Annotated in this window: 21 protein-coding genes; 14 read left to right on the top strand and 7 right to left on the bottom strand. The window is 59.1% G+C overall.

Annotation, left to right across the window (positions count from 1 at the left end; genetic code table 11):
- Positions 1–19: 19 nt before the first annotated feature.
- The 3 genes from GVK32_RS18720 to GVK32_RS18730 are packed head-to-tail and all read left to right on the top strand — an operon-like array spanning position 20 to position 1,831.
- Positions 20–367: a YidH family protein gene (locus GVK32_RS18720; protein ID WP_159871619.1), complete on the top strand. Its 348-nt coding sequence runs from the start codon at positions 20–22 to the stop codon at positions 365–367.
- Positions 357–719, top strand: coding sequence for a DUF202 domain-containing protein (locus tag GVK32_RS18725; protein WP_123709492.1), 363 nt, complete (start codon positions 357–359; stop codon positions 717–719). Before GVK32_RS18720 ends, GVK32_RS18725 begins: the two co-directional genes overlap by 11 nt.
- The gene (locus GVK32_RS18730; protein ID WP_159871621.1) at positions 716–1,831 is read left to right on the top strand and encodes an anaerobic sulfatase maturase; all 1,116 of its coding nucleotides are present in this window, start codon (positions 716–718) and stop codon (positions 1,829–1,831) included. Before GVK32_RS18725 ends, GVK32_RS18730 begins: the two co-directional genes overlap by 4 nt.
- An 11-nt stretch (positions 1,832–1,842) precedes the next feature.
- On the opposite strand, the gene dsdA is transcribed toward GVK32_RS18730, so the two are convergent.
- Entirely contained in the window at positions 1,843–3,171 is a 1,329-nt protein-coding gene (gene dsdA, locus GVK32_RS18735; protein ID WP_159871624.1) for a D-serine ammonia-lyase, read from the bottom strand.
- A 17-nt stretch (positions 3,172–3,188) separates the two neighbouring features.
- Positions 3,189–4,526, bottom strand: a complete 1,338-nt coding sequence (gene dsdX, locus GVK32_RS18740; RefSeq protein ID WP_159871627.1) for a D-serine transporter DsdX — start codon at positions 4,524–4,526, stop codon at positions 3,189–3,191.
- 236 nt (positions 4,527–4,762) lie between these two features.
- Here dsdX and dsdC point away from each other — a divergent pair, with 236 nt between their 5' ends.
- Positions 4,763–5,692, top strand: a complete 930-nt coding sequence (gene dsdC / locus GVK32_RS18745; protein ID WP_159871630.1) for a DNA-binding transcriptional regulator DsdC — start codon at positions 4,763–4,765, stop codon at positions 5,690–5,692.
- Between the two features lie 69 nt (positions 5,693–5,761).
- Here the strand turns inward: dsdC and emrD are convergent, their stop codons facing one another.
- From emrD to tisB, 4 genes are all read right to left on the bottom strand, one after another.
- A complete protein-coding gene (gene emrD / locus GVK32_RS18750; protein ID WP_159871633.1) occupies positions 5,762–6,946 on the bottom strand; it encodes a multidrug efflux MFS transporter EmrD in 1,185 nt (394 codons plus the stop codon).
- A gap of 175 nt (positions 6,947–7,121) precedes the next feature.
- Positions 7,122–7,955 (bottom strand): DMT family transporter, encoded by an 834-nt coding sequence (locus tag GVK32_RS18755; RefSeq protein WP_159871636.1) that lies wholly within the window; start codon positions 7,953–7,955, stop codon positions 7,122–7,124.
- 70 nt (positions 7,956–8,025) lie between these two features.
- Positions 8,026–8,472, bottom strand: coding sequence for a GNAT family N-acetyltransferase (locus GVK32_RS18760; protein WP_159871639.1), 447 nt, complete (start codon positions 8,470–8,472; stop codon positions 8,026–8,028).
- 88 nt (positions 8,473–8,560) lie between these two features.
- The gene (gene tisB / locus GVK32_RS18765; RefSeq protein WP_071844867.1) at positions 8,561–8,650 is read right to left on the bottom strand and encodes a type I toxin-antitoxin system toxin TisB; all 90 of its coding nucleotides are present in this window, start codon (positions 8,648–8,650) and stop codon (positions 8,561–8,563) included.
- 576 nt (positions 8,651–9,226) lie between these two features.
- On the opposite strand from tisB, the gene ivbL reads away from it, so the two are divergent.
- From ivbL to ilvN, 3 genes are all read left to right on the top strand, one after another.
- Positions 9,227–9,322 (top strand): ilvB operon leader peptide IvbL, encoded by a 96-nt coding sequence (gene ivbL, locus GVK32_RS18770; RefSeq protein ID WP_159871642.1) that lies wholly within the window; start codon positions 9,227–9,229, stop codon positions 9,320–9,322.
- Positions 9,323–9,423: 101 nt separating this feature from the next.
- Positions 9,424–11,112 carry an acetolactate synthase large subunit gene (ilvB, locus tag GVK32_RS18775; RefSeq protein ID WP_159871645.1) on the top strand — a complete coding sequence of 563 codons (1,689 nt, stop codon included), beginning with the start codon at positions 9,424–9,426 and terminating at the stop codon, positions 11,110–11,112.
- 3 nt (positions 11,113–11,115) lie between these two features.
- Positions 11,116–11,406 carry an acetolactate synthase small subunit gene (gene ilvN, locus GVK32_RS18780; RefSeq protein ID WP_041143308.1) on the top strand — a complete coding sequence of 97 codons (291 nt, stop codon included), beginning with the start codon at positions 11,116–11,118 and terminating at the stop codon, positions 11,404–11,406.
- A 1-nt stretch (position 11,407) separates the two neighbouring features.
- Here the strand turns inward: ilvN and GVK32_RS18785 are convergent, their stop codons facing one another.
- Positions 11,408–12,199 (bottom strand): DeoR family transcriptional regulator, encoded by a 792-nt coding sequence (locus tag GVK32_RS18785; protein ID WP_159871648.1) that lies wholly within the window; start codon positions 12,197–12,199, stop codon positions 11,408–11,410.
- 335 nt (positions 12,200–12,534) lie between these two features.
- On the opposite strand from GVK32_RS18785, the gene rbsK reads away from it, so the two are divergent.
- The 7 genes from rbsK to uhpT all read left to right on the top strand — a co-directional run bounded on the left by rbsK (position 12,535) and on the right by uhpT (position 20,944).
- Positions 12,535–13,455 carry a ribokinase gene (rbsK, locus tag GVK32_RS18790; protein ID WP_041143306.1) on the top strand — a complete coding sequence of 307 codons (921 nt, stop codon included), beginning with the start codon at positions 12,535–12,537 and terminating at the stop codon, positions 13,453–13,455.
- Between the two features lie 26 nt (positions 13,456–13,481).
- The gene (gene fucP / locus GVK32_RS18795; protein WP_159871651.1) at positions 13,482–14,798 is read left to right on the top strand and encodes an L-fucose:H+ symporter permease; all 1,317 of its coding nucleotides are present in this window, start codon (positions 13,482–13,484) and stop codon (positions 14,796–14,798) included.
- Between the two features lie 11 nt (positions 14,799–14,809).
- Complete coding sequence (locus tag GVK32_RS18800) at positions 14,810–15,826, top strand: aldose 1-epimerase family protein (protein ID WP_159871654.1); 1,017 nt, start codon at positions 14,810–14,812, stop codon at positions 15,824–15,826.
- Between the two features lie 82 nt (positions 15,827–15,908).
- Positions 15,909–16,502: a transcriptional regulator UhpA gene (uhpA, locus tag GVK32_RS18805; protein WP_123709504.1), complete on the top strand. Its 594-nt coding sequence runs from the start codon at positions 15,909–15,911 to the stop codon at positions 16,500–16,502.
- Positions 16,503–16,519: 17 nt separating this feature from the next.
- A complete protein-coding gene (gene uhpB / locus GVK32_RS18810; protein WP_200842909.1) occupies positions 16,520–18,001 on the top strand; it encodes a signal transduction histidine-protein kinase/phosphatase UhpB in 1,482 nt (493 codons plus the stop codon).
- 9 nt (positions 18,002–18,010) lie between these two features.
- Positions 18,011–19,339 (top strand): MFS transporter, encoded by a 1,329-nt coding sequence (locus tag GVK32_RS18815; protein WP_159871660.1) that lies wholly within the window; start codon positions 18,011–18,013, stop codon positions 19,337–19,339.
- Positions 19,340–19,552: 213 nt separating this feature from the next.
- Positions 19,553–20,944: a hexose-6-phosphate:phosphate antiporter gene (gene uhpT, locus GVK32_RS18820; RefSeq protein WP_123709507.1), complete on the top strand. Its 1,392-nt coding sequence runs from the start codon at positions 19,553–19,555 to the stop codon at positions 20,942–20,944.
- Positions 20,945–20,988 lie beyond the last annotated feature (44 nt).

A 20,988-nucleotide genomic window follows, 5' to 3' on the forward strand; every position in this document is an offset into this window, starting at 1 on the left:
AGCCGGTCAAGGAGCTACGATGAAAATTTCCCGCCTCGGTGAAGCGCCGGATTACCGCTTCTCGCTGGCAAACGAGCGCACCTTCCTCGCGTGGATCCGTACCGCGCTGGGGTTTCTGGCGGCAGGCGTTGGGCTTGACCAGCTGGCGCCGGATTTTGCCACGCCGCTGATACGCGAACTGCTGGCGCTGCTGCTGTGCCTGTTTGCCGGCGCCCTGGCGATCTACGGCTATTTGCGTTGGCTGCGCAACGAAAAGGCGATGCGCCTGAAGGAAGATCTCCCCTACACCCGCAGTCTGCTTATTATCAGCGTGATTTTAATGGCGGTAGCGGCCGTGGTGATGCTGCTGGTGCTGTATGCCGGATAGGCGTAAAGCCCGCCGGGAGAGCGATCCGGGCCTGCAGCCGGAGCGGACCTCTCTGGCCTGGTTTCGCACTCTGCTCGGCTATGGCGCCCTGATAGCGCTGGCGATCAGGCATAGCTGGCACCGTAGCGGGCTGCCGTTCTGGATTTCGCTTGCTGTGCTGGCGATTGTCGCGGCTATTCTCTGGCGCTATACGCGCAGCCGCAACCTGATGGACGTGGATAGCGGAGATTTCGCACAGCCCCGCAGCGTACGTGATAAATTTTTGATCTCCCTCGCGGTACTTTCCCTCGCATTGCTGTTTGCTTTCACCCATCTGAATAAAATTATTACTTTTTTAAGGGAAATTGGATGACAGGATGTCAGGTCATGGCTAAACCGGCCAGCTCGCGCTGTAATCTCCGCTGTAAGTACTGCTTCTATATCGATAAGCCTCAGCATCAGCAGATGGATGATCTCACCCTTGAGCTGTTTATTCGCCAGCAGATCGCCGCGCAGCCGGGGAAAGAGGTGCAGTTTGCCTGGCAGGGCGGCGAGCCGACGCTGTGCGGCCTGCCGTTTTTTCAGCGGGTGGTAAAGCTCCAGCAGCGCTACGCGGCGGGGAAGCGCATCCATAACGCCTTCCAGACCAACGGCATTTTGTTAAATGATGAATGGTGTCGGTTCTTTCGCCAGCACGGCTGGCTGGTGGGGATATCGCTGGACGGACCGGTGGATTTGCACGATGCCTGGCGGGTTACCCGCAGCGGCAGGCCAACCCATCGTAAGGTGCTGGCGGCTATTGAAAAGCTGCGTCGCTGGGGCGTTGAGTTTAATATCCTGACGGTCGTGAGCGCGCTTAACGGCGCGTTCCCGCAGCGCGTCTATCGCTATCTGCGCGAGCTGGGAACGGCGCATATCCAGTTTATCCCGCTGCTGGAGCTGGACGCCTCTCTGCAGCCCGATGACGCCTCGGTGCCAGCGTCCGTCTGGGGGAGTTTCTTAAATTCGGTTTTCGATATATGGGTGCGGGAAGATATTGGCCGCGTCTATGTGCAGCTTTTTGATTCGACGCTGGGCATCTGGAGTGGTTTTCCGTCGCAGATGTGCGCGCTGAGCGAAACCTGCGGCCACGCTTTTGCCCTCGAAGCGGGCGGCGATCTCTACCAGTGCGACCACTATGTCGCTCCCGCCTGGCGGATAGGCAATCTGCACCGAAATACGCTAAGCGAGATCAACCTGTTGCCCGAGGTTATCGCGTTCGGGCAGCAGAAAAAAACGCTGCTGCCCGAAGAGTGCCGGCGCTGCCAGGCGCTGAAGTTCTGCCACGGGGATTGCCCGAAACATCGCCTCCGCGACGATAAAAGCGCCTTATGCGAGGGGTACCACGCCTTTTTCAGCCATTCCGCGCCCTACATGAAAATCATGCGCGACCTGCTGAAGCTGCATCGGTCGCCGGTCGAGCTGATGGCCATGCTGCGCCAGTAAAGACAAACCCGCTAGCGGCCCTTCGCCAGGTACTGCGCCATTTCTTCTTCCGGCACCATGCCGCCGCCGGTGGCCCACACCAGGTGCGTGGCGTTGCGCATCTGCTCCGGGCTCAAGCCGTGCATTTGCTGGTACGCCGCGCTGGCGCACACGTGCTGCGGCCCGGCCATGCCCGCCAGCGCCGAAGGCTCGAGGCGGATATTCTCCGCCTGCGCCAGCCAGCCCAGCATGTCGTACATCGTCTGGTCGTCGAGAGTATAGAGGCCATCCAGCAGGCGCTCCATTGCCCGGCCGACGAATCCCGACGCGCGGCCAACGGCGAGCCCGTCGGCGGCGGTGAGGTTATCGATACCTAAATCCTGGACCGAAATCGCGTCGTGCAGTCCGGTATAGACCCCGAGCAGCATGCAGGGAGAGTGGGTCGGTTCGGCGAAGAAGCAGCGCACGTGGTCGCCGAAGGCCAGCTTGAGGCCAAACGCCACCCCGCCAGGGCCTCCGCCCACGCCGCACGGCAGATAGACGAACAGCGGATGGTCGGCATCGATCTGCCGGCCCTGCTGAACAAACTGGGTCTTCAGGCGCTCGCCGGCGACGGCGTAGCCGAGGAACAGCGTGCGCGAGTTTTCGTCGTCGATAAAGAAGCAGTTAGGGTCTGATTCGGCGGCTTTACGCCCCTGCTCAACCGCTACGCCGTAATCCTGATCGTACTCCACCACCGTCACGCCGTGGCTGCGCAGCTTCGCTTTTTTCCACGCCCGGGCGTCGGCGGACATATGTACGGTGACCTTAAAACCGATGCGCGCGCTCATGATGCCAATCGACATTCCGAGGTTCCCGGTGGAGCCGACGGCGATGCTGTACTGGCTGAAGAACTGTTTAAACTCAGGCGTTAGCAGCCTGCTGTAGTCGTCCGCAGTGGTGAGCAGACCGGCTTCCAGCGCCAGCTTTTCCGCATGGGTCAGCACCTCATAAATACCACCCCGCGCTTTAATTGAGCCGGAGATGGGCAGATGGCTGTCCTTTTTCAGCAGCAGCTCGCCCGCCACCGGCTGCGCAAATTCCTGCTCCAGGCGCGCCTTCATGGCCGGGATTGCCACCAGATCGGATTCAATAATCCCGCCGGTAGCCGCGGTTTCCGGGAAGGCCTGCGCCAGATACGGCGCAAAGCGATCGAGGCGGGCGCGGGCGTCCTGGACGTCTTCGCCGGTCAGGCCGACGTAGGGTAAACCCTCGGCCAGAGCGGTGGTTGCCGGGTTAAACCAGGCGGTTTCTTTCAGGGCAATCAGATCCTTCAGCAGCGGGAACCGGGTGATTAAAGTAGTCATGTCAGCGTTTTTCATATTACGTCTCTTGGCGCTCAGATGATGAAAGAAAGCAGGAACGTGCAGGCCAGCGCAAGTAAGGATGCGATAAATGTGGCCGTTGTATAGTATTTGAACGTCTCACTCAGGCTCGCTCCGCAGTATTGTTTGACCAGCCAGAACAGGGAATCGGTGACGATCGTGCAGCCAATTGCGCCTGAACCGATGGCAATGGCGATGATCTCCGGACTCACGCCGGGATAAAGCGGCAGCATCGGGGCAACGATGGCGGTTGCGCCCATCATCGCGACGGTGGCCGAGCCGACCGCCGCGTGCAGGATCAGCGCCACCAGCCAGGCCAGCAGGATGGGGTGCATATGCATGTTCGACAGGATCACCGCCAGAGAGTCCGCCAGCCCGCTGGTTTTCAGTATCGCGTTGAACGCGCCGCCAGCGCCGATAATCAGCAGGATATTGGCAATTGAAGCAAAGCCGTTCTCGGTATGGGTTAGCAGGACGCTCATCCCGAGATGCTGACGGATGCCGAGAATGTAGTAAGCCACGAAGACGGCAATAAACATGGCGGTGATCGGGTTACCGATAAACTCCAACAGCATGTACAGCGTGCCGCCCCTGGTCATATTCAGCTCGGCAACGGTTTTTACCAGCATCAGCGCGATAGGCAGCAGGATGGTAAAGAGCGTAGCGCCGAGCGACGGCAGCGTCTCTTCCTGACGGACTTCCAGCCTGGAAAACTCGGCGGGAACCGGCTTAAACGGCAGGCGGTTGCCGAGAAGTTTGAGGAACAGAGGACCGCCAACCAGCGAGGCCATCAGCCCGACCAGCAGGCCGTAGATGATAACCGTCCCGATATCGGCGCCGAGCTTATTGGCAACGAACAGCGCGGCCGGATGCGGCGGAACCACGCAGTGGACGGCCATCAGCGCGGTACACAGCGGAATCGCCAGCTTCAGCAGCGAGGTGTGGGTCTTTTTGGCGATGGAGAAAGCCAGCGGGATCAGCAGCACGACGCCAACTTCCACAAACAGCGTAATCCCGCAAATCAGGCCCACCAGCACCATAATGACGTCAACCGATAGCCAGCGGCAGCGCTGGAGCGTCAGGCCGATACGCTCTGCGGCGCCGGAGACCTCCATCATTTTACCCAGGATGGTACCGAGGCCGATGACCGCGGCGAGGAAGCCCAGGGTTCCGCCTATTCCGCTCTCAATGGCGTTCACCATATCCAGCGGGCTCATCCCCATCATTGCGCCGACAAAAAAGCTGGCCAACAGCAGCGCCAGGAAGGGGTGAAACTTCAGTTTGACGATAGTTAACACGATCAGCACGATGCTTATCAGCAGCGTGCTCACAACCCAAATCTGCGACTCCATACCCCACCTCGCCTGTGAATAATCTGCGCTTATTGAACAGAAAAACGCCACCGGCTGACAAACGATATAATTGGCTCTTTAGGTGAATTAGATTGAATCAAATGAGTGATTAACGTCTAAAAATGGCGTTATTTTGCGTTATTTTGCGTTATTGGTCACTTTTATTCATCTTTAAGACGACGATCGGCGGTCGTTTTCTTTACAATCAGCGCTAATAAAATCGGGGGAAACGCAAGATGGATGCGCAACAAGAGAGGGGTAACCGGCTGCTCAACGGCTGGCAGCTGTCAAAGCTCTATACCTTTGAGGTGGCCGCGCGACACGAATCTTTTGCCCTGGCGGCGGAAGAGCTGTCGTTAACGCCCAGCGCGGTGAGCCACCGCATGAACCAGCTTGAAGAGGAGCTGGGTATTCAGCTGTTCGTGCGCTCGCACCGCAAGGTGGAACTGACCCATGAAGGCAGGCGGGTGTTCTGGGCGCTGAAGTCATCCCTCGATAGCCTCAATCAGGAGATCCTGGATATCAAAAACCAGGAGCTGTCCGGCACCCTGACGGTCTACTCGCGGCCGTCGATTGCCCAGTGCTGGCTGGTCCCGGCGCTGGGCGACTTTACCCGCCGCTACCCGTCGATCTCGCTGACCGTGCTGACCGGCAACGATAACGTCAATATGCAGCGCGCCGGCATCGACCTGGCTATCTACTTTGACGATTTGCCGTCATCGCAGCTCAGCCACCATTTTCTGATGGACGAGGCGATTGTGCCGGTATGCAGTCCGAACTATGCCCGCCAGCATCAGCTGCAGCAGAATCCCGATAACCTCCAGCACTGCACGCTGCTGCACGACCGTCAGGCCTGGAGCAACGACTCCGGCACCGACGAGTGGTTTAGCTGGGCGCAGCAGTTTGGGATGACTATGCCGCAATCGTCGGGGATTGGCTTCGATCGTTCCGATTTAGCGGTGATAGCGGCGATGAACCACGTCGGCGTGGCGATGGGGCGCAAAAGGCTGGTGCAAAAGCGGCTGGAAAGCGGGGAGCTGATCGCGCCGTTTGGCGAAATGACGCTGAAATGCCACCAGCACTACTATGTGACCACGCTTCCGGGGCGCCAGTGGCCAAAAATCGATGCCTTTATCAACTGGCTGCACACCCGGGTGCAGGCGTAGTGGCGTGGAGCCGAAGAGTGCGCCCGGGCAGGACGCTTCGCGCCCGACCCGGGGAGAATCACCGAAGCCCTAAACCGGCTGCTGATGGCGGCTAAAGCGCGACGCCAGCGGCAGCCAGCACAGCATAATCAGCAGCCCCATTAGCATCATCAGCAATCCGAGGCTGCCCTGGCCGGTCTGCGGCATCATGGCCGATAGCCAGGCCAGGACGCCGGAGCCGATATTCTGCAGGCCGCCAACCAGCGCGCCGGCGGTACCGGCGAGGAACGGGAACGGCTCCATTGCGCCGCTGGTTGCCAGCGGAAACAGCATGCCGGCACCGAAGAAGAACAGCGCGGCGGGCACCAGCAGCGTCCAGACGGTCATGACGCCTATCAGCCCCGGGATCCACATCATAATTCCCGCCAGCAGGCAGCAAATCACCGATTGCCACATCAGCGTCGGGAAACGCTTATTCGGACGCCCGGCGAACCAGGCGCCGAAGAAGGCCGCCGGGATCGGCAAAATAAACAGGATACTGACCGCCATGCTGCTCAAGCCCAGCACGGCGCCCATCAGCACGCCGGAGCAGGCCTCAAAAACGGCAATTCCCGCGAGGCCGCCAACCAGCATCAGCAGATAACAGTTGAACGCGCCGTTGCCGAAAAGCGTTCTGTAGCTGGTGGAGAGGCGGGTTCGCGGCGCGCCGGCCGGGCGGGTTTCCGGCATCCAGCGCGCCATGCTGAAGGTCACCACGGCGCACAGTACCAGCAGGAAAGCGTAGCAGGCGCGCCAGCTCCATAGGGTATTGAGGATCCCGCCAAGCAGCGGCGCCAGCAGCGGGCTGACCAGAATACCCATATTCAGCAGGCTGTTGGCGTGCCTTAGCTGCGCGCCTTCGTACAGATCGCGCGGCAGGGTACGCGCCATAACGCCGCCGACGCCGGTGCCCATGCCCTGAATCGCGCTGGCGACAATCAGCACCGTCAGGCTATGGGTGGTAATGGCAACCAGCGTCGCCAGCATAAAGATAGACATGCCGACCAGAATCACCGGGCGTCTCCCCACGCGGTCGGACAGCGGCCCGTAAAAGAGCTGCGATACGCCGTAGGTCAGCAAATAGGCCGCCATCACGCTCTGCACGGCGCCCTCGCGGGCGTTGAGCGAGACGGCCATGTCGGCAATGGCCGGAATATATATGGTCTGCGCCATCTGGCCAACGGCCACCAGCACGACCAGCATCAACAACAAATTGAAGTTCTTATGCCGTTTCATGTCGATGAATACTTTGTGAGTAGAGATAAATTAAGAATATGTGACTGGCACATCCGGTAAACGATGGAGGAATCTACCACATAAAAATGACAGAACAACCACCCTGCGGTGATTGTCGGGGAATTAAAGGCAGGTTTTGTAAACAATAATCGGCAACTAATGTTGCCATGATCCGCTAAGAGAGGCGCAGCAGGATCGCGCCGGCCGCGATGCCGCAGGCGGCTGCAATGCGCAGCGGTATGACCCGCTCTTTAAGCAGCACAAAGGCGATGAGCGCGCCGAACAGAATCGAGGTTTCACGCAGCGCGGCAACCACCGCCAGCGGCGCCTGGGTCATGGCCCACAGCGCCAGGCCGTAGGAGCCCATGGTGCTGACGCCTCCGAGCAGCCCCTTGTGCCAGTGCTGACGCAGATAGCGGCTGACTTCATGCCGACGAGAGACCATCGCCCAGCCCAGCAGGCAGCTTCCGTTCATCAAAAAGGACCACAGCGTGTAGCCCAGCGCAGAGCCGGAGAGCCTGACGCCGGTACCATCAACCAGGGTATAGCCGGCAATAAAGCAGGCGTTAATCAGCGCCAGCACCACGCCGCGGCGTGAGCTGGCGCGCCCGTTGTAGGCCATCGCCAGGATCGCCAGACAGATGACCCCGATGCCTGACCATGCCAGAGGGGAGAGGCGGTCGCCGAGGAATACGACGCTGACTACCGCCACCAGCAGCGGCGCCGTGCCGCGCATCAGCGGATAGGTCTGGCTCATGTCCGACACCTGGTAGGTTTTTGCTACCAGCACGGTGTAAACCACCTGCAGGGCGCTGGAAAGCACCAGATACGGCACGCTGGCGAGGGTCGGCTGCGGTGCGAAAGGCAGCAGCAGCAGGGCGATAACCGCCGCCGAACCGCTCACGCTGATTGCCGCGTACATCTTATCGCCGCTCGCCTTGACGATCGCATTCCAGCTGGCGTGCAGCAGGGCGGCGAACAGCAGAATGCAGAAAACGTTTATCGTCATCAGGGCAGGGTACCGTGGGAGCGTGAGGGTTGAAACTGTAACATGCACCTTTCCGCCCAGCCAGAGGCGGCTACAGCGAGCAGAACAGGCGATGCGTTACCCGCGGCTCATCGTAAACCGGACGAAACCCCAGGCTTTCATAGAACGGCCACGCCGACGACGGCGCGTGGGCGTTGAGGAAATCGAACCAGGTGCCGGAATGGGTGATAACCGCCACCAGCAGCTGCTGTCCGACGCCCTGGCGCCGGTAGCGTTCGCCGATGTACAGATGACGAATGCGCCCGGCCCGAGGCTGCTGGCTGTAGGCGTCAGCGTTCAGCCCGCAAACGCCCACCAGCTCTCCACCACGGAAGGCCCCAAGCAGCTTTTCTCCCGGCGCGTTAAAGCGGTTTTCTCCGCTCTGCCAGTTCTCCGCCAGGCGACGCAGCATATTAAAGTGCTGGGCGAGGCTTTCGCTACGCAGGGCGAGAAAACCGGCGTCATCCGGCGTGGTGGCAGCAATCAGCAGCGGTGGCATAAGTTTCTCCATCAGTTGGCGCAGGTGAAAGGAGACCGCCTGTAGAGGGGCGGTTTCCCGCCCCTCTCAGGTGCGACCTGAACCTGAATCAGCGGAACTGTTTCAGGACAGCATCAAGCAGTTGCAACACGGCAACCATGAGTTTCAGGATAAGAACGATAATATCCATCGTGCCCATACGCGTCTCCTCGGTAAAGGAGCACAGCCGGCTGGCGTACCTTTCCGCCGCCTGTTGCCAGCCAGGGTCTACGCCGCCTGCCTGAACACGTTGCCGTGCCCGGAAGACATTAGCGTATTTGTTGACGTAACACAGTGTGCTCTTTCAGGGTTAAGGCGCTGACGGCACCACCCGTTTCAGCCAGGACTTGATTGCGCCGGTAAACATGCGGCCCCCGAATGGCACAGAGTGAACGCTTTCAGTATAAGTATTAACTGTATAAATAAACAGTATTTTTCTCGACAAAAATCCACCGTCGATCCATACTCTATTTTATGAAAAACCCTGGCTAAAATTGCGTGAACTTCCGCGAACGCGTATACTTTTTCCGTTGACGTAATACAGTGTGCTTGCGGTTACCAGCCGCAAAATGCTGAAAGAAAAACCTCGCTGCGGCGGGGTTTTTTGCTTTCTGGCGCCGGGTTAAAAAATTGTGATCCTCTGCGCAAATTTCCGTGGTTGAAAATAAATCCATTGTTTAATGGCCGCAGCTGTGTTTGTATAAATTCAGTTAATTTTTCGACACAAAGGCCCCTAATGAACGCTTCCATGCTGACTTCGACCCTACTAAAAACCGCGTCTGCCGCGGTGGTCGTCGTGCGTGTGGTGGTCGTCGTCGGCAATGCGCCGTAGGGTCCGGAACAACACGATTCCAAACCCCGCCGGCGCAAACCGAGCGGGGTTTTTTTTCGACCCTCGCCCGGTAAGTCGGCTCAGAATAAAAGGACTGGAGCATGGCAAGTTCGGGCACAGCATCACACAAAATGCGCTTCACCGGCGCGCAGTTAGTTGTTCATTTACTGGAGCGTCAGGGGATCACCACGGTAACGGGTATTCCGGGCGGCTCCATTCTTCCGGTCTACGACGCGTTAAGCCAAAGCAAGCAGATTCGCCATATTCTGGCGCGTCACGAGCAGGGGGCCGGATTTATCGCCCAGGGCATGGCGCGAACCGAGGGCAAGCCGGCGGTTTGTATGGCCTGCAGCGGCCCGGGGGCGACGAACCTGATCACCGCCATCGCCGACGCGCGTCTGGATTCAATCCCGCTGGTCTGCATTACCGGCCAGGTGCCCGCCTCGATGATCGGCACCGATGCGTTCCAGGAAGTCGATACCTACGGCATCTCTATCCCCATCACTAAGCACAACTATCTGGTTCGCGACATTGCCGAGCTGCCGCAGGTGATAAGCGACGCTTTTCGCATTGCGCAGTCCGGACGCCCGGGGCCGGTGTGGGTAGATATTCCTAAGGACGTGCAGACCGCGACCATCGAACTGGATGCATTACCCGAGCCCGGCGTTCGCGCGGCGGCGCCTGAGTTTGACGGCGCCAGCGTACGCGAAGCGGCGGCGATGATTAATGCCGCTAAGCGCCCGGTGCTCTATCTGGGCGGCGGGGTGATTAATGCTCCGGAGCAGGTTCGCCAGCTGGCGGAAAAAGCCAACCTGCCGACCACCATGACCCTGATGGCGCTGGGCATGCTGCCAAAGGCGCACCCGCTGTCGCTGGGCATGCTCGGTATGCACGGCGCACGTAGCACCAACTTTACGCTGCAAGAAGCTGATTTACTGATTGTTTTAGGCGCACGTTTTGATGACCGGGCGATTGGTAAAACCGAGCAGTTCTGCCCGAATGCGCAGATTATTCACGTCGATATCGACCGCTCCGAGCTGGGCAAAATCAAGCAGCCGCACGTCGCAATCCAGGGCGATGTCGCCGAGGTTCTGGTGCAGCTGATCCCACAGGTTGAAGCGCAGCCGCGCAGCGAATGGCGCCAGCTGGTTGCCGATCTGCAGCGCGAGTTCCCGTGCACCATCCCGCAGCAGCAGGACCCGCTCTCTCATTACGGTTTGATCAATGCCGTCGCCGCCTGCGTCGATGATGAAGCGATTATTACCACCGACGTGGGCCAGCACCAGATGTGGACCGCGCAGGCCTATCCGCTGAATCGCCCCCGCCAGTGGCTGACCTCAGGCGGCCTGGGTACCATGGGCTTTGGCCTGCCGGCGGCGGTTGGCGCAGCCCTGGCGAACCCGCAGCGGAAGGTTATCTGCTTCTCCGGCGACGGCAGCCTGATGATGAATATTCAGGAGATGGCCACCGCCGCTGAAAATCAGCTCGACGTTAAAATCATCCTGATGAACAACGAAGCGCTGGGCCTGGTGTATCAGCAGCAGAGCCTGTTCTATCCGCAGGGCGTGTTTGCCGCCACCTATCCGGGGATGATTAACTTTATGCAGATTGCTGCCGGCTTCGGCCTGCAAACCTGCGACTTAAATCATGAAGCCGATCCGCAGGCGGCGCTGCAGGCGATAATTGACCGTCCTGGCCCGGCGCTGATTCATGTGCGAATCGATGCCGAAGAAAAAGTCTATCCGATGGTACCGCCGGGTGCGGCAAATACAGAAATGGTGGGGGAATAAACCATGCAACAGCAGACTCATGACAACGTTATTCTGGAACTCACCGTACGCAACCATCCTGGGGTCATGACCCACGTTTGCGGCCTGTTCGCCCGTCGCGCCTTCAACGTGGAAGGTATCCTCTGCCTGCCGATTCAAAACAGCAATCAGAGCCACATCTGGCTGCTGGTCAATAACGACCAGCGTCTCGAGCAGATGATCAGCCAAATCGACAAGCTGGAAGACGTAGAGAAGGTAACGCGCAATCAGTCCGATCCTTCCATGTTCAATAAAATCGCCGTCTTTTTCGAGTGAACTAGTCGCTCGTCGAATCCGGCGTGATGACTTTTACCGACCCGTTCCGGCAGTGCAGGGCGTAGTCTGCCGGCAGGGGACGATCGCTGATCAGGACATCAAAGGCCGATAGCGGGGCGATGCTGGCGGGCGCGACCTCATCGAACAGCGCGTAGCGCGCGAGCAGGATTTTGCGTAACCCGCGATCCAGCGCCTTACGTTTAGTGGTGAGATCGTCGGGGTTAAACCAGCTCACGCCAAAATGGTCGTGCACGCCGCTGGCGGAGATAAACACCTTCCGCGGATTCAGTGAATCGAGCGCCGAGGGGTTGTTGGCATCATAAAACGCATCGCTCTTGGCCCGGTAGGTGCCGCCGCAGAGGATCGCGGTGGCGTTAGGCTTTTCATTCAGCGCCACAAACACCCGGTGCGAATAGCAGATCCCGGTAAAGGTAATGTCATCCGGGATCATGCCAATCACCAGCGGCATCTCGCTGCCGTTATCGAAAAAGACCAGGTCGTTTTCGCTGACCAGCCCGGCGGCGAGGATGGCGACGGACAAATCATCACGGTGGTGGGGGCTTTTGCCCGCCGGTGGTGCGCCGACCGAGGGCGATGAGGGCTTGTTCACCATCACCACGTAGCCACCCAGCAGCGTCAGCGGCAGCGGTTCGTCATTCTCGAGGCTGAGGTCCCGACGAATGGTCATCACCGAAACTTCCAGCATCCGCGCGGCTTCTTTGAGATGGATGCGGTCCGTTTTCTTGAGCAGCTCCATCAGACGCCGGATACGTTCTTTTTGCTTTGTTTCCATTCACCTTCTCCGCGAGTTTGGGCGAAAATGTTCCTTTAGTAACATTTTTCGTTCGTCGAAACATTCTGCATTCACACTACTATACTGTGGGCTATCAAGAATTAAAAGCGGGGAAGAACGCGTCCTTTTAATTATAACTATTTTATTTTCAGTGTCTTATTGTTGGATCTTGCATTTTTCGCGTTACGGGTATACCGAGCGGCCGAAGTGGGGTGGTTGTTAAACAAACAGCCTGTGATTCTGCAATCGCGATCCTGGTCACAAATGATACGAAAGTAACATGATAATGTTACTATAATATCATTGTTATGTGATTGTTTCTAAGGGGTTGTAAAATGGATATCGCGGTTATCGGCTCAAATATGGTGGATCTGATCACCTACACCAATCAGATGCCTAAAGAGGGGGAAACCCTCGAGGCGCCCTCTTTTAAAATTGGCTGCGGCGGTAAAGGCGCCAACCAGGCCGTCGCGGCAGCCAAGCTTAACTCCAAAGTCCTGATGCTGACCAAGGTTGGGGACGACATCTTTGCCGATAACACGATTCGCAATCTGGAGTCCTGGGGCATTAATACGACCTACGTTGAAAAAGTCCCCTGTACCAGCAGCGGCGTGGCGCCGATTTTTGTTAACGCCAACTCCAGCAACAGTATTCTGATTATTAAAGGCGCCAATAAGTTTCTCTCCCCGGAGGATATTGACCGCGCTGCCGAAGATTTAAAAAAGTGTCAGCTGATTGTTTTACAGCTTGAGGTTCAGCTGGAAACGGTTTATCACGCTATTGAGTTTGGTAAAAAACACGGCATCGAAGTCTTATTAAATCCGGCGCCGGCGCTGCGTGAATTAGATATGTCCTATGCCTGCAAATGTGACTTTTTCGTCCCTAATGAAACCGAGCTTGAAATATTAACCGGACTACCCGTGGATACTTACGATAATATTCGCGCCGCTGCCCGCAGCCTCGTCGAAAAAGGGCTCAACAATATTATTGTCACCATGGGTGAGAAAGGTGCGCTATGGATGACGCGCGATCGGGACGTTCACGTTCCGGCGTTTAAGGTCAGCGCGGTTGATACCAGCGGCGCCGGCGACGCCTTTATCGGCTGTTTTGCACATTACTACGTCCAGAGCGGCGATGTTGAAGCCGCGATGAAAAAAGCCTCGCTCTTTGCCGCCTTCAGCGTCACCGGCAAAGGTACCCAATCGTCTTATCCCAGCATTGAGCAATTCAATGAATATCTGGCGTTAAACGAATAACCCTCTGCACTGTAAAAGGTAGCACTATGAACGATAAAAATATCGTTCAGATGGCCGACGGCTATCTGAATAAAACCCCTCTGTTCCAGTTTATTTTGTTATCCTGTTTATTCCCGCTATGGGGATGCGCTGCGGCATTAAATGATATTTTAATCACTCAGTTTAAAAGCGTATTTGCGCTGAGTAATTTTGCTTCGGCGCTGGTACAAAGCGCGTTTTATGGCGGTTATTTTTTAATTGCCATTCCGGCCTCGTTAGTGATTAAAAAAACCAGCTATAAGGTGGCGATTTTAACCGGCCTGACGCTTTATATCGTCGGCTGTACGCTCTTTTTCCCGGCCTCGCACATGGCAACCTACACCATGTTCCTGGCCGCGATTTTCGCCATTGCTATCGGCCTGAGCTTCCTTGAAACGGCGGCGAATACCTACAGCTCAATGATTGGGCCAAAAGCGCAGGCGACGTTACGCCTGAATATCAGCCAGACCTTCTATCCGATTGGCGCCGCGGCCGGCATCCTGCTGGGCAAATATCTGGTCTTTTCCGATGGTGAAAGCCTCGAAAAACAGATGGCGGGCATGAACGCCGAGCAGATCCATAACTTTAAAATCCTGATGCTGGAAAACACCCTTGAGCCCTATAAGTACATGATCATGGTACTGGTGGTGGTGATGGTGCTGTTCCTGCTGACCCGCTTCCCGACCTGCAAAGTGGCGCAGACGGCGAACCATAAGCGTCCGTCGGCGCTGGACACCCTGCGCTACCTGGCGAGCAACGCCCGCTTCCGTCGCGGGATTATCGCCCAGTTCCTCTACGTCGGGATGCAGGTCACCGTCTGGTCGTTCACGATTCGCCTGGCGCTGGAGCTGGGGGATATCAACGAGCGCGATGCCTCAACCTTTATGGTCTACAGCTTCGCCTGCTTCTTCATCGGTAAATTTATTGCCAACATCCTGATGACGCGCTTCACGCCGGAAAAGGTGCTGATTATCTACTCGGCGATCGGCGCGCTCTTCCTCGCCTACGTGGCGCTGGCGCCGAGCTTCAGCGCGGTGTACGTGGCGGTGCTGGTGAGCGTCCTGTTTGGACCCTGCTGGGCAACCATCTATGCCGGAACCCTCGACACGGTTGATAACGAACATACCGAAATGGCCGGGGCGGTGATTGTGATGGCGATTATCGGCGCGGCGGTGGTGCCGGCGATTCAGGGCTTCGTTGCGGACATGTTCCACTCCCTGCAGGTTTCGTTCCTGGTGCCGATGCTGTGCTTCATCTACGTGGGCATCTATTTCTGGCGTGAGTGCAAAGCGCGCCGCGCGCTGACCGAAGCGACGGCCTCCTGAGGAGAATCATCATGACGACACGTTTAACCCTATGGCGTCAGCTGTTTACCGAGCATCCTCGGGTACTGCTGGCAAACGATGCCTTTACGGTGACCGCGTTCCGTTACGCCAGCGGCGTAGAGGGCCTGCGGGTGGAGAACTCGCGCGGCCACCTGGTTATCCTGCCCTGGCTGGGGCAAATGATCTGGGATGCCGAATTCGACGGTCGCGACCTGACGATGCGCAATATGTTCAGCGAGCCGAAGCCGGCGACGGAAGTGGTAACCACCTACGGCTGCTTCGCCTTCCACTCCGGGCTGCTGGCGAATGGCTGCCCTTCGCCGGAGGATACGCATCCGCTGCACGGCGAGATGGCCTGCGCCGCGATGGATGAAGCCTGGCTGGAGCTGGAGGAGGAGAGCCTGCGGGTGACAGGGCGCTATGAATACGTCATGGGCTTCGGCCATCACTATCGGGCGCAGCCTGCGGTGGTCGTGCATAAAGAGAGCGCGCTCTTTGATATTCACATGGCGGTCACCAACCTCGCTTCCATTGCGATGCCGCTGCAGTATATGTGCCATATGAACTATGCCTATGTCGCTGGGGCCCGCTTCAGCCAGAATATCCCCGACGACGCGCTCGCGCTGCGTGAGTCGGTACCGGCCCACGTGCGGCCGACCGAGCGGTGGCTGGCGTTCAACCGGCGTATTCTGCAGGGGGAGGCGTCGCTGGCCGCGCTGAACGAGCCGCACTATTACGATCCGGAAATCGTCTTTTTCGCCGACAGGCTCGATCGCTACACCGACAGGCCTGAATTTCGCATGACGGCCCCGGATGGCACCACGTTCATCACCCGCTTCTCCAGCGCGGAGCTGAACTATGTGACCCGCTGGATCCTCTATAACGGCGATCAGCAGGTGGCGGCTTTTGCGCTGCCGGCCACCTGTCGTCCCGAAGGATTTCTGGCGGCGCAGCGTAACGGCAGCCTGATCTCGCTGGCGCCGCAGCAGACCCGCGCCTTCAGCGTGACCACCGGCATCGGTGGCTGAGGCGGATAATAGTGCTCAAGGCTTGAACAGCAACGCGCTTATCGTTAAGGTAAGCGCGTTTTTTTATCCGCCAGGAAACGCCATGACCTCCATTGCCCTTATTGACGATCATCTCATCGTCCGCTCCGGTTTTGCGCAGCTGCTGGCGCTGGAAAGTGATTTCCAGGTGGTGGCGGAGTTCGGCTCCGGCCGCGAGGCGCTGGCGGGTCTGCCGGGCCGCGGCGTGCAGGTCTGCATTTGCGATATTTCGATGCCGGATATCTCGGGCCTCGAGCTGCTGAGCCAGCTGCCCAAAGGCATAGCGACCATTATGCTCTCGGTCCACGACAGCCCGGCGCTGGTGGAGCAGGCGCTGAACGCCGGCGCTCGCGGCTTTCTCTCCAAACGCTGCAGTCCGGATGAGCTGATTGCCGCCGTCCGCACGGTGGCGACCGGCGGCTGCTACCTGACGCCGGATATCGCCATGAAGCTGGCGGCCGGCCGCCAGGACCCGCTCACCAGGCGCGAGCGGCAGGTGGCGGAAAAGCTGGCCCAGGGGATGGCGGTGAAGGAGATTGCCGCCGAGCTTGGGCTATCGCCAAAGACCGTCCACGTTCATCGCGCTAACCTGCTGGAAAAACTCGGCGTCAGCAACGACGTTGAGCTGGCGCGACGCATGTTCGATAGCTGGCAGTGAAGGCGCTATTCTCGCGACTGTTCTCGGTCGTCGGCTGCTTCTTTATCTTCTCCGCCGCGTGGTTCTGCCTGTGGAGCATCAGCCTGCACGTGGTGGCGCGCCCGGACCTCGCGGTGCTGCTCTTTCCCTTCGGTCTGCGCCTTGGCCTGATGCTGCAGTGCCCGCGCGGCTACTGGCCGGTGCTGCTGGGGGCGGAATGGCTGCTGATCTTCTGGCTGGCGCAGGAAGTGGCCCTGGCCCATCCGATAATATTGATGATCGGCAGTCTGCTGACCCTGCTGCCGGTGGCGCTGATTTCGCGCTATCGCCAGCAGCGCGACTGGCTGACCCTGCTGCGCCAGGGCGGCGCGCTGATCGCCGCCGCGCTGCTGCAATCGCTGCCGTGGCTCGGCGAAGGCAGCGACGGCCTCAACGCCCTGCTGCTGACGTTGACCGGCGGCCTGACGCTGGCGCCGACCTGCCTGGTCATCTGGCATTACCTCACCAGCACCGTCTGGCGTCCGTTGGGGCCCGCGCTGGTTTCGCAGCCGGTGAACTGGCGCGGGCGGCACCTGATCTGGTATCTGCTGCTGTTTATGGTCAGTCTCTGGCTGCAGCTGGGGCTGCCCGCCGAGCTCTCGCGCTTTACGCCGTTTTGCCTGGCGCTGCCGATTATCGCCCTGGCCTGGCACTATGGCTGGCAGGGGGCGCTGATTGCCGCCCTGATGAACGCGATTGCCCTCATCGCCAGCCAGACCTGGCACGACCATCCGGTGGATTTACTGCTCTCTCTGCTGGCGCAAAGCCTGACCGGCCTGCTGCTGGGGGCCGGCATTCAGCGCCTGCGTGAGCTGAACCAGTCGCTGCAAAGCGAGCTGGCGCGCAACCGCCGGCTGGCGGAGCGGCTGCTGGAAACCGAAGAGAGCGTGCGCCGCGACGTGGCGCGCGAGCTGCACGACGATATCGGCCAGACCATCACCGCCATTCGCACCCAGGCCGGGATCGTCCAGCGCCTGGCGCCGGAGAACGGCGGCGTCAGGCAGAGCAGCCAGCTCATCGAGCAGCTCTCCCTGGGCGTCTATGACTCGGTGCGCCGCCTGCTGGGGCGCCTGCGCCCGCGGCAGCTGGACGATCTGACCCTTGAGCAGGCGGTACGTTCGCTGATGCGCGAAATGGAGCTCGAAGATCGCGGGATAGTCAGCCACCTCGACTGGCGCATCGATGAACCCGAGTTGAGTGAGAGCCTGCGCGTTACCCTATTCCGCGTCTGCCAGGAGGGGCTGAATAATATCGTTAAGCACGCCAGCGCCAGCGCGGTTACGCTGCAGGGCTGGCAGCAGGATGGGCGGCTGATGCTGGTGCTTGAGGATGACGGCAGCGGGCTGCCGCCGGGCACCGGACAGCACGGCTTTGGCCTGATCGGCATGCGCGAGCGCGTGACGGCGCTGGGCGGGACCTTAACCATTTCCTGCACCCACGGCACGCGCGTCTGCGTCAGCCTGCCGCTGCGCTACGCCTGAGGAACGAAGATGTTTACCTTTATGAAATCCCCGCCCGACGCCGCGCCGATAGTCGATAAGCAGGCCCTCGACGAACGCTATCGCTACTGGCGGCGCCATATTCTGCTGACCATTTGGCTGGGCTACGCGCTGTTCTACTTCACGCGCAAAAGCTTCAACGCCGCGGTGCCGGAAATTCTCGCCAGCAACGTGCTGACCCGCAGCGACATCGGCCTGCTGGCGACGCTGTTTTACATCACCTACGGGCTGTCTAAATTTTTATCCGGCATCGTTAGCGACCGCTCCAACGCCCGCTACTTTATGGGCCTCGGCCTGATTGCGACCGGCGTGGTCAATATCCTGTTCGGCTTTTCCACCTCGCTGTGGGCCTTTGCGCTGCTGTGGGCGCTGAACGCCTTTTTCCAGGGGTGGGGTTCGCCGGTGTGCGCCCGCCTGCTGACGTCCTGGTACTCCCGTACCGAGCGCGGCGGCTGGTGGGCGCTGTGGAACACCGCCCACAACGTCGGCGGCGCGCTGATCCCGATGGTCATCGGCGCCGCGGCGCTGCACTACGGCTGGCGCGCCGGGATGATGATTGCCGGGATGCTGGCAATCCTCGCCGGGCTGTTTCTCTGCTGGCGGCTGCGCGACCGGCCGCAGGTGGTGGGGCTGCCCGCGGTAGGCGACTGGCGTCACGATGAGCTGGAGATCGCCCAGCAGCAGGAGGGGCAGGGCCTGACGCGCAGGGAGATCCTCTACAAGTACGTACTAACAAACCCCTATATCTGGCTGCTGTCGCTCTGCTACGTGCTGGTTTACGTGGTGCGGGCGGCGATTAACGACTGGGGCAATCTCTACATGTCGGAGACCCTGGGGGTCAATCTGGTGACCGCCAACTCGGCGGTGACCATGTTTGAGCTGGGCGGGTTTATCGGCGCGCTGGTGGCCGGCTGGGGCTCGGATAAGTTGTTCAACGGCAACCGCGGACCGATGAACCTGATTTTTGCCGCCGGGATAATGCTGTCGGTAGGCGGCCTGTGGCTGATGCCGTTTGCCAGCTATGTGATGCAGGCCGCCTGCTTCTTTACCACCGGCTTCTTTGTCTTCGGCCCGCAGATGCTGATCGGCATGGCGGCGGCGGAGTGCTCACATCGGGACGCGGCGGGCGCGGCAACCGGGTTTGTCGGGCTATTTGCCTATCTGGGGGCCTCGCTCTCCGGCTGGCCGCTGGCGCAGGTGATGGACGTCTGGCACTGGAGCGGCTTTTTTGTGGTGATTACCATTGCCGCCGGCATTTCGGCGCTGCTGCTGCTGCCATTTTTAAACGCCCAGGCGCCGAGAACCGCCAGCGAAGCGTGACCTGGCTCTCCTTTTTGCCCTGAGTGCGGCAAAACTAAGAAATTTTCCCGGTTTCACCTGGACGCTGTCTCAGGTAAGCCGCACGGCCAGTTTTTACAATAGCGGTCATTCAATAGCATTTTCCCAAAATAATTCATGTTGCAGGAAGGCGGCAGGCGAGCGTCGCCAACGTACCTGAGGCCTGAGGCATCAAGGGAAAACCTGGAGTGTCCTATGCTGGCCTTTCTAAACCAGGTACGTAAACCGACCCTGGATCTGCCGCTCGACGTGCGGCGCAAGATGTGGTTTAAACCGTTCATGCAGTCCTATCTGGTGGTCTTTATTGGCTACCTGACCATGTATCTGATCCGCAAGAACTTTAACATCGCTCAAAACGATATGATTTCGACCTACGGGTTGAGCATGACGCAGCTGGGGATGATTGGTCTGGGCTTCTCCATCACCTACGGAGTGGGTAAAACGCTGGTCTCCTACTACGCAGACGGCAAGAATACCAAGCAGTTCCTGCCGTTTATGCTGATCCTCTCCGCCATCTGTATGCTCGGCTTCAGCGCCAGCATGGGCGCCGGGTCGACCAGCCTGTTTCTGATGATCGCCTTCTACGCGCTGAGCGGCTTCTTCCAGAGCACCGGCGGCTCGTGCAGTTACTCGACGATTACCAAGTGGACGCCGCGACGCAAGCGCGGATCGTACCTCGGGATGTGGAATATCTCCCACAACCTCGGCGGCGCGGGCGCGGCAGGGGTCGCGCTGTTTGGCGCCAACTACCTGTTCGACGGTCACGTCATCGGGATGTTTATCTTCCCGTCGATTATCGCGCTGGTCGTGGGCTTTATCGGCCTGCGTTTTGGTAGCGACTCCCCTGAATCCTACGGCCTCGGCAATGCCGAAGAGCTGTTCGGGGAGGAGATCAGCGAAGAGGATAAAGAGACCGAAGATAGCGCGATGACCAAGTGGCAGATCTTCGTCGAGTACGTGCTGAAAAACAAAGTTATCTGGCTGCTGTGCTTCTCCAATATTTTCCTCTACGTGGTGCGTATCGGCATCGACCAGTGGTCAACCGTTTACGCGTTCCAGGAGCTGAAGCTGTCAAAAGAGGTGGCGATTCAGGGCTTTACCCTGTTTGAAGTCGGCGCGCTGGTTGGTACCCTGCTGTGGGGCTGGCTGTCGGATCTGGCCAACGGCCGCCGGGCGCTGGTTGCCTGCGTCGCGCTGGCGCTGATCATTGCGACGCTCGGCGTTTACCAGCATGCCAGCAATCAGTATGTCTATCTGATGTCGCTGTTTGCCCTCGGCTTTTTAGTCTTTGGCCCGCAGCTGCTGATCGGCGTCGCCGCCGTCGGTTTTGTGCCGAAAAAAGCGATTGGCGCAGCGGACGGTATCAAAGGCACCTTCGCCTACCTGATTGGCGACAGCTTCGCCAAGCTGGGCCTCGGGATGATTGCCGACGGCACGCCGGTCTTCGGCCTCACCGGCTGGGCGGGCACCTTCGCAGCGCTGGACGCAGCGGCCATCGGTTGTATCTGCCTGATGGCTATCGTGGCGGTATTCGAAGAACGTAAAATTCGCCGTGAGAAGAAGAAACAAAGATTGCAGACCGCCTGAGGCATCAGGTATTGGTAACCTTGCCCGGCCTTCCCGCCGGGCTT

The organism is Klebsiella sp. 18074 (assembly GCF_902705905.1).
GTDB lineage: Bacteria > Pseudomonadota > Gammaproteobacteria > Enterobacterales > Enterobacteriaceae > Klebsiella > Klebsiella terrigena.

What these genes read in the sequence shown, in the direction of transcription:
- GVK32_RS18720 (WP_159871619.1), top strand. Translation starts at nt 20, where the DNA reads ATGAAAATTTCCCGCCTCGGTGAAGCGCCGGATTACCGCTTCTCGCTG.
- GVK32_RS18725 (WP_123709492.1), top strand. Translation starts at nt 357, where the DNA reads ATGCCGGATAGGCGTAAAGCCCGCCGGGAGAGCGATCCGGGCCTGCAG.
- GVK32_RS18730 (WP_159871621.1), top strand. Translation starts at nt 716, where the DNA reads ATGACAGGATGTCAGGTCATGGCTAAACCGGCCAGCTCGCGCTGTAAT.
- dsdA (WP_159871624.1), bottom strand. Translation starts at nt 3,171, where the DNA reads ATGAAAAACGCTGACATGACTACTTTAATCACCCGGTTCCCGCTGCTG.
- dsdX (WP_159871627.1), bottom strand. Translation starts at nt 4,526, where the DNA reads ATGGAGTCGCAGATTTGGGTTGTGAGCACGCTGCTGATAAGCATCGTG.
- dsdC (WP_159871630.1), top strand. Translation starts at nt 4,763, where the DNA reads ATGGATGCGCAACAAGAGAGGGGTAACCGGCTGCTCAACGGCTGGCAG.
- emrD (WP_159871633.1), bottom strand. Translation starts at nt 6,946, where the DNA reads ATGAAACGGCATAAGAACTTCAATTTGTTGTTGATGCTGGTCGTGCTG.
- GVK32_RS18755 (WP_159871636.1), bottom strand. Translation starts at nt 7,955, where the DNA reads ATGACGATAAACGTTTTCTGCATTCTGCTGTTCGCCGCCCTGCTGCAC.
- GVK32_RS18760 (WP_159871639.1), bottom strand. Translation starts at nt 8,472, where the DNA reads ATGCCACCGCTGCTGATTGCTGCCACCACGCCGGATGACGCCGGTTTT.
- tisB (WP_071844867.1), bottom strand. Translation starts at nt 8,650, where the DNA reads ATGGGCACGATGGATATTATCGTTCTTATCCTGAAACTCATGGTTGCC.
- ivbL (WP_159871642.1), top strand. Translation starts at nt 9,227, where the DNA reads ATGAACGCTTCCATGCTGACTTCGACCCTACTAAAAACCGCGTCTGCC.
- ilvB (WP_159871645.1), top strand. Translation starts at nt 9,424, where the DNA reads ATGGCAAGTTCGGGCACAGCATCACACAAAATGCGCTTCACCGGCGCG.
- ilvN (WP_041143308.1), top strand. Translation starts at nt 11,116, where the DNA reads ATGCAACAGCAGACTCATGACAACGTTATTCTGGAACTCACCGTACGC.
- GVK32_RS18785 (WP_159871648.1), bottom strand. Translation starts at nt 12,199, where the DNA reads ATGGAAACAAAGCAAAAAGAACGTATCCGGCGTCTGATGGAGCTGCTC.
- rbsK (WP_041143306.1), top strand. Translation starts at nt 12,535, where the DNA reads ATGGATATCGCGGTTATCGGCTCAAATATGGTGGATCTGATCACCTAC.
- fucP (WP_159871651.1), top strand. Translation starts at nt 13,482, where the DNA reads ATGAACGATAAAAATATCGTTCAGATGGCCGACGGCTATCTGAATAAA.
- GVK32_RS18800 (WP_159871654.1), top strand. Translation starts at nt 14,810, where the DNA reads ATGACGACACGTTTAACCCTATGGCGTCAGCTGTTTACCGAGCATCCT.
- uhpA (WP_123709504.1), top strand. Translation starts at nt 15,909, where the DNA reads ATGACCTCCATTGCCCTTATTGACGATCATCTCATCGTCCGCTCCGGT.
- GVK32_RS18815 (WP_159871660.1), top strand. Translation starts at nt 18,011, where the DNA reads ATGTTTACCTTTATGAAATCCCCGCCCGACGCCGCGCCGATAGTCGAT.
- uhpT (WP_123709507.1), top strand. Translation starts at nt 19,553, where the DNA reads ATGCTGGCCTTTCTAAACCAGGTACGTAAACCGACCCTGGATCTGCCG.